Source organism: Pseudomonadota bacterium (assembly GCA_039815145.1).
GTDB lineage: Bacteria > Pseudomonadota > Gammaproteobacteria > Steroidobacterales > JBCBZW01 > JBCBZW01.
This window is the reverse complement of the sequence record JBCBZW010000249.1, coordinates 1-3539: the sequence shown is the minus strand read 5'-3', so window position 1 is coordinate 3539 and position 3539 is coordinate 1. Positions and strand designations below refer to the sequence as shown.

The window sequence follows — 3539 nt, the reverse complement described above, 5'->3', positions numbered from 1 at the left end:
GCAACACCGCCATCCGCCTGCACGAACGGGCCCTGCCCGTGCGCGATGCGGTGCGCGGCATGTGCGAGATCCTCGGCCTCGATCCCCTCTACCTCGCCAACGAGGGCAAGGTGATGGCGATCGCACCGGCATCGCAGGCAGGGGAGCTGCTGGAAGCGATGCGCGCCCACCCGGCGGGTAAGGACAGCGCCATCGTCGGCGAGGTGCACCCGGCGCCCGCCGGGCGCGTGATCCTCGAAACCAGCTTCGGCGGCGATCGCGTGCTGGACGTGTTGATCGGCGATCAACTCCCACGCATCTGCTAATCGATCCGATCGCTATGCACGAACTAGGGATCACCCGAAACATCGTGGCCATCGTGAGCGATCACGCGGGTGAGGCACGGGTGCGCCGCGTGGCGCTGCAGATCGGCGCCCTCAGCGCGGTGATGCCGGATGCCATCCGCTTCTGCTTCGACATCTGCGCCAAGGACACGGTGCTTGAGGGCGCGACGCTCGAGATCGAAGAGGTGGCAGGACGCGGACGGTGCAAGGACTGCGGGCGCGAGTTCGCCCTCGACAAGCCCTTCGGCCAGTGCACATGCGGCTGCCGGCAGATCGACTGCATCGCCGGCGAAGAAATGACGATCAAGGAAATGGAGACGGTCTAATGTGCGGAACTTGCGGCTGCTCGGAAACGGCGAAGGGTACGGTCACGGACTTGCAAAGCGGTCAGGTGCTGCTGCGCGATGGGCACACCCATTCGCACGACGGCGAGCACCATCATCATCACCATGGGCACGACCACGCGCATGACCATGACCATGATCACCACCACCATCATGATCACTCCCACACGCATGAGCATCACCACCACGGCGACGCCAACCATGCGTTGGAAGTCGCCATCATGGGCAAGAACGACCAGCTCGCCCGCGAAAACCGCGCCTGGCTCGCGGAGCAGAACATCCTCGCCCTGAACCTCGTCAGCTCACCGGGCTCGGGCAAGACCACGCTGCTGGAGCGGACGATCCGCGACCTCGGCGACAGCGTGCCCATCTGCGTCATCGAGGGCGACCAGGAGACCGTGAACGATGCCGAACGCATCCGCGCGACCGGCTGTCGCGTGGTGCAGATCAACACGGGCACCGGATGCCACCTGGAGGCGGACATGGTCGCCAAAGGACTTCGTCAGCTCGATCCGCCGCGGGACTCCCTGGCCATGATCGAGAACGTCGGCAACCTCGTCTGCCCCGCCATGTTCGACCTTGGCGAGCGCGCCCGCGTCGCGATCCTGTCCGTGACCGAAGGCGAGGACAAGCCGCTCAAGTACCCCCACATGTTTCGTTCATCGCAGCTGATGCTGCTGAACAAGATCGACCTGCTGCCCTACGTGAACTTCGACGTCGCGCAGTCGATCGCCGCTGCCCGCGAGGTCAATCCGGATATCCGCGTGCTCCAGGTGTCCGCCACCACCGGCTCGGGTATGCCTAACTGGTACGCGTGGATACGCGAGCAGCTCGCGCTGGGGCAGGCAGCCGCCATCGCGGAGATGGAGGGATGATCGCTGTACTGCTCCTCGGCTTTCTGATCGGGGTACGCCACGCGCTGGATGCGGACCACGTGGCGGCCGTCGCCTCCCTCGTGGTGGGGTCGAAGTCGGTGGCCCAGAGCGTGCGCCAGGGCGTGGTGTGGGGCATCGGGCACACCTTGACGCTGTTCTCCGTCGGCACCGTGGTGGTGCTCGCCGGCACGCGCGTGTCACCGCGCTTGGAGGTCATGCTGGAAGCCGTCGTCGGCCTCATGCTGATCGGCTTAGGCGTGGACGTCGCCCGGCGTCTGATCGCCGAGCGGGTGCATTTCCATACGCACCGCCATGAGGACGGCGTCGAGCACTTCCACGCTCACAGCCACCGAGCGGCAGCGAAGGAGGCCCACGACGCGCGACGCCACGCCCATTCCCATGCCCCCGCCGCGCAGGGCTTCCCGGCCCGGGCGCTGGTGGTAGGGCTGATGCACGGCCTCGCAGGCTCCGCTGCCCTCGTCATCCTCTCCCTGGAGAGCACCGGCTCCCTGGTCAACGGCCTGCTCTACATGCTGTTGTTCGGCCTTGGCTCGATACTCGGCATGGCGGCGCTGTCCGCGGTGATCGCCGTGCCCCTGAACCGCTCCGAGCATCGCCTTACGCATCTGCATCGCGGGGCCCAAGCGGCTGTCGTGCTGCTCAACGTCGGCCTCGGCAGCACCTTGCTCGCAGGCGCCTGGGCGGGCTAAACACTCAGAACAAAGGCCGCACGTCGAGCGCGACGCGATCGGGATCATCCGCTAACAGATCCCGTAGGATCGCCGTGTGCCCCTGGCCCGCGATCACCACCACCCGTGCGCCCGGCACGGCGTGACGCTGAATGTTGGCGTACATGCGGAAGTTTCGGTGCCACCAGCTAGCTGTGGCATCCGCCCCCTCGAAGCCATCCCCGGCGCCCACGTCGTTGGTCATCAGGTAGAAGCCCTTGTTCACGCGGTCGGTCTCGGGGTCGTTGTAAATCGGCAGGAGTTCGGCTAACGGGAGGCTGCGATGGAGCGCCGTGGTCTCCTCGCCGATGGACTTGATCAGCGCCTGCACGCGCTGCGAGCGCGCCGGCAAGGTTTCGAGCTTCTCCATCAGCGGGCCCGCCTGCCAGTGCACGTTGCGCTCGTCGCAGCTCGCCACCTCACCGAGGTCGCTCTTGCGCGCGATACGAAAACCCAGCTGATAGATCTCGTTGTGGGGGAGCTCGAAGTCGTCGGCCAGGTAGCGCGCGTACTCGCCCTGGATCTCGTCCTGGGAAGCGGGGTTGTACTCGAGCAGCACCGTGGTGGGTTCAAGGGCCGCGATGCGATCCGTGAGCGCCTCCAGGTAGGCCTGGCTCTCGGGCGTCTTCACGTCGATCACCTCGGACTTGACCGCGTCCAAGCCCGGGTTGGCGAAGTGGAAGAGCCCGATCAGCATCACCTCGGCCGGCGCTGCCGCCGCAGCCGCGGGCGCCTCGGGCGCCTCGGGCTCGGCCGCCAGCACAGCACCGCTCAGCAGCGCGCCCGCAATCCACGACATCCACAGCTTGCTTCTCATGTTGGGTAGCTCCTTTCCCGCGCGACGGACCGAAACTGCTTGGATGACATAGGGGCCGCTAGCGTTTGAAAGTGCGACAGCCATCACGCTGGCGACGCGCCGATTGAATCGTCCGGCCCGAATGGGGCGAACATTGCGGCATGAGCATTTCCAGCGACTCTCTGAGCACCAGCCACGCCTCTGAACTGGCGGGCGCTCCCTCCCTGGCCGGCGGCATTCCCGACACGCTGATCGGCGACCTGCGATCGGACCACGCGGGCGAGACCGGCGCCGTGCGGATCTACCAGGGCATCCTGGCCGTCTCGCGGGATCCCGACGTGCGCGCCTTCGCCGAGCGGCACATCGCCACCGAGCGGGAACACCTGGCGCTAGTGTCCGCGATCTTCCCCAACCGGCTGCACAGCCGCTTGCTGCCGATCTGGAATGTCGCGGGTTTTCTGACCGGCTGGCTC

The 3539-nt window shown here is 66.5% G+C and carries 7 protein-coding genes; 5 read left to right on the top strand and 2 right to left on the bottom strand.

What is annotated here, in order from left to right; all coding sequences use genetic code 11:
• Both AAF184_25285 and AAF184_25280 read left to right on the top strand, forming a co-directional pair.
• The coding region (locus AAF184_25285) for an AIR synthase-related protein (protein ID MEO0425668.1) at nt 1-305 on the top strand (305 nt) is incomplete at its 5' end.
• A gap of 14 nt (nt 306-319) precedes the next feature.
• Nucleotides 320-649, top strand: coding sequence for a hydrogenase maturation nickel metallochaperone HypA (locus AAF184_25280; protein ID MEO0425667.1), 330 nt, complete (start codon nt 320-322; stop codon nt 647-649).
• On the opposite strand, the gene AAF184_25275 is transcribed toward AAF184_25280, so the two are convergent.
• Nucleotides 646-870: a hypothetical protein gene (locus AAF184_25275; protein MEO0425666.1), complete on the bottom strand. Its 225-nt coding sequence runs from the start codon at nt 868-870 to the stop codon at nt 646-648. The two genes, AAF184_25280 and AAF184_25275, sit on opposite strands and share 4 nt — an antisense overlap.
• A 3-nt stretch (nt 871-873) precedes the next feature.
• Between AAF184_25275 and hypB the strand changes: the two genes are divergently transcribed.
• Both hypB and AAF184_25265 read left to right on the top strand, forming a co-directional pair.
• Nucleotides 874-1542 (top strand): hydrogenase nickel incorporation protein HypB, encoded by a 669-nt coding sequence (gene hypB / locus AAF184_25270; protein MEO0425665.1) that lies wholly within the window; start codon nt 874-876, stop codon nt 1540-1542.
• Nucleotides 1539-2252, top strand: coding sequence for a sulfite exporter TauE/SafE family protein (locus tag AAF184_25265; protein ID MEO0425664.1), 714 nt, complete (start codon nt 1539-1541; stop codon nt 2250-2252). The genes hypB and AAF184_25265 overlap by 4 nt, the downstream gene beginning before the upstream one ends.
• Nucleotides 2253-2256: 4 nt before the next feature.
• On the opposite strand, the gene AAF184_25260 is transcribed toward AAF184_25265, so the two are convergent.
• A complete protein-coding gene (locus tag AAF184_25260) occupies nt 2257-3087 on the bottom strand; it encodes a DUF5694 domain-containing protein (GenBank protein MEO0425663.1) in 831 nt (276 codons plus the stop codon).
• 140 nt (nt 3088-3227) lie between these two features.
• On the opposite strand from AAF184_25260, the gene AAF184_25255 reads away from it, so the two are divergent.
• Nucleotides 3228-3539: demethoxyubiquinone hydroxylase family protein (locus AAF184_25255; protein ID MEO0425662.1), on the top strand; the 312-nt coding region annotated here is incomplete at its 3' end.